The sequence below is a fragment of the Candidatus Cloacimonadota bacterium genome (genome assembly GCA_020532355.1).
Taxonomy (GTDB): domain Bacteria; phylum Cloacimonadota; class Cloacimonadia; order Cloacimonadales; family Cloacimonadaceae; genus UBA5456.
On the sequence record JAJBBD010000257.1, the window covers coordinates 1 to 3159 of the forward strand.

At 41.9% G+C, this 3159-nt stretch carries 2 protein-coding genes; one reads left to right on the plus strand and one right to left on the minus strand.

Features of this window, described 5'->3' with window-relative positions:
• The coding region (locus LHW48_08940; GenBank protein ID MCB5260575.1) for an ABC transporter ATP-binding protein at positions 1-610 on the minus strand (610 nt) is incomplete at its 3' end.
• A gap of 210 nt (positions 611-820) precedes the next feature.
• Here LHW48_08940 and LHW48_08945 point away from each other — a divergent pair.
• A complete protein-coding gene (locus LHW48_08945; protein ID MCB5260576.1) occupies positions 821-2941 on the plus strand; it encodes a TonB-dependent receptor in 2121 nt (706 codons plus the stop codon).
• The last annotated feature ends 218 nt before the right edge of the window (positions 2942-3159 follow it).

Consider the following 3159-nt stretch of genomic DNA (forward strand, 5'->3'; position numbering starts at 1 on the left):
AAACACTTTCTTGTATCTTGCCGCTCATGGCCGCAAAGCTTGCCTGCACCAAAGCAAAGCGTTTGTGCATCTTTTTACCAAAATACCCTATAGTTATGGAAAGAATGGGCAAGGGTATGATCGCCAGCAGAGTAAGCCGGAGATCTATAGAAACCATAAAAGAAAAACTCGCTATGGTCATCAAGATAATATCCATCGCCGCAATCAGGCCCATTCCAAAGAGCATTCGTACCGAGTGTAAGTCATTTGTGGCATACGCCATCAAATCGCCGGTTTTGCTTCTGTTAAAGAAGTTTTGCGAAAGCTTAAGCAAGTGATCGTAAAAGTCCTGGCGCAAGCCCTTTTCAATTCGATGTGAATTACCTATTATTAATATCCGCCAAAAATAACGTAGTACCATCACAGCTAAAGATAGACCAATGATGATAAGGGCGATATACCCCAAACCACGATTGTCTATTTGACGGTTCTGAATGCTGTCTATGGCATATTGCATCACTTTGGGGGTAATTAATTGTACTACATCCACCAAGATCAGCATGATAATTCCGCCCATTATCTGTGCATAGCTTTTCTTCAGATAGGGAAGAATGATGTCGAAAGTTCGCATTAGCTATTATTTATCCTTAGTTTTTCATTTCCGATTAGCATGTTTGGACATGTATCTATTTTCCAAGCATTGTGCCAAACTCGGTTCAAGCTACTTTTTGTCAATTGCTTTGTTCTGTGGCAAGCTAAGCCAATTTGCGCAAATACTTATGGCGAAATGCTTGACATTTTAATCCATAAAGGAAATTTGGCTTGCAGCGAGGTAGAGAAAATGCGTAAACAAACAGTGCTTGCATTATGCAGTATATTGCTTTTATGCTTGCGCGTATATGCCACAGTTCTTAGCTCCAGAGTAATTGATACCGATGGGCACGGTATAGCTCAGGTTAGCGTAGCCGATGGCAGAAGAGTTACATTCACAGATTCTAATGGTTATTTTAGTATAGAAAGCGTTGCGGATTCCTTATCCATCTCTCGTTTGGGCTATATCGGCAGGAAGATTTCGCTTTTTGAAGCAAACCAAATAATTATTCTGGAAACAAAGCCCCTCAGCTTACCAACCGTAAGAGTTTACGAGCGCTATGATCGTGGTAGCGCAGCCGCTCTTGATGCCCTTAGCATTCATCCAGATACCAATTACGGTAGAAGAAGTGCTGGAGATATACTTTTGGATCATTACATCATGGAAAGCTCTGCCACGCCACTGAGCGGAGAGGTACAGAATGTTTCCATATTGGGCAATCTGAGCCGGCACACCTTAGTGCTTTTAGATGGTGTTCCCGTAAACAAAAATGGTGAACCATTCGATTTTAGCCGCATCCCTGCCTCTCAGATCTCGCATATCGAAGTAATTAAAGGCGCTTCGTCTGTCTATGGGGGTTCATCGGCTATTGGCGGAGTAGTAAACATTGTTACCCTAAAGCCCAAAACCGATAAGAGATTTGAGTTCGAAAGCGGCGGAGGTTCTTTGGGCTTATTTTCTATTCGCTGTTTGGCATCAGAAAGCGCCAAACACCATAATATTAGCGCGCAATACTCTCACTCATCAGCTAATAATAATTTCTCTTACAAAAGTTCGCAAGGCTCTGGTGAGCGAGAGAACAACGCCAAAAGGCAAGATCAATTCTTTATAAAAGGAGCCTTAGTTCATAATATTCATCAACTGGAATTGATGCTCAGCTTAAACGATTTCTATCGCCAGCTACCCGGAACTGTAAACAATCTCCCGCTCTTTGATAATGCCTTTATGGAGGGCAGAGACTACATCTATCGCCTCGCAATGGCTTCCAATAAAGAAAACTGGACAAACGAGATTGGGATTTTTGGTGATGGCTCTGTATCTACATATAAGAATCTGGATTCGAGTGTGCCCTTTTATTCTGCTCATAATAAAACCAAGACCAATAACATCACTCTAAAAGATATCATTAACCTAAAACTGAACACTCTTTCTTTTGAACTTGCTGCCGAACAGAGTTTTATGGGATACAACTACTCGAATTACTTGAATAACCAGCCCTCAAATAACTCAGATTCCTCCCGCCTGCTTACCGGACTTTCTGCCTTTGTGCGTCATAATAAAGATTGGGATCTTATTAGCTGGGAACAAGGTTATGCTTTAAGGCAGGATTGGTTATATGGCGAAAATATATCAGATAACTTTAGTCCTTGGCGCATCGAACAGAGCATTAGCTTCCATCTGCCACTGCAAACCAGATTGTACGGGAGCTTAGGCACCGCTTATTCGATCCCCACTTTTGCAGATATGTATTGGATGGGGGATAGTAACGTACAGGGTAATCCATTGCTAAAAAGTGAAAAGTCTCAAGGTGGATTGATCGGTTTTAATGCTTCGCAACAATATGTACAGCTAAAGCTGGAGTATTCTCATAACCGCATTCGCAATCTTATTCGCTGGCATAAATCTGATGGTTATACTTGGAAGCCATATAACGTGGGAAAAGCAGAAATAAACAATTTGGAATTCGGATTGTCGCTATATCCGCTAAATAACTTCAGCTTGGAAGGAGGAATAGTGTTTACCGATGCCAAAGATCGCAGTGAAAATTCAAGCGCTATCTTTGGTAAATATCTCATCTACACTCCCGATACTAAAGCGAATATTGCCCTAAAGCTAAAAAAAGAAAGCTGGGGATTGAATCTAAGCTTTCGTTACACAGGCGATCAGTATAGCACTCCAGATAATATAATCGGTACCATAGATGGTTTTAATACCTTGCATCTGAATACCTGGACCAAATTTCACACACTTAATATACCGCTAACTATAGATCTAAAGCTGGATAACATTCTAAACAATAAATATGAAATCTATGCCCATACCCCCCAACCCGGGTTCAACTGGAGCGCCGGAATCAAATTGGAATTGTAAAAGTGCTATGAGAATAGACAGCTCTACGTTTAGAGGGTTGAGAGGGTTGAGAGAGTTGAGAGGGTTGAGAGGGTTGAGAGAGTTGAGAGAGTTGAGAGGGTTGAGATGCCAAAAGTGCGGCTACAAGCAGCACCCACCTTTGGGGTGGCAAGCTCCTGCTTGCCACAAATGCCGCAGGCATTTTCGCCGAAGGCATTTTCCTAAAGACAGTTCATGTT

Bases quoted from the DNA above. Each gene is read 5' to 3' on its own strand.
- LHW48_08945 (MCB5260576.1), top strand. From the start codon at position 821: ATGCGTAAACAAACAGTGCTTGCATTATGCAGTATATTGCTTTTATGC.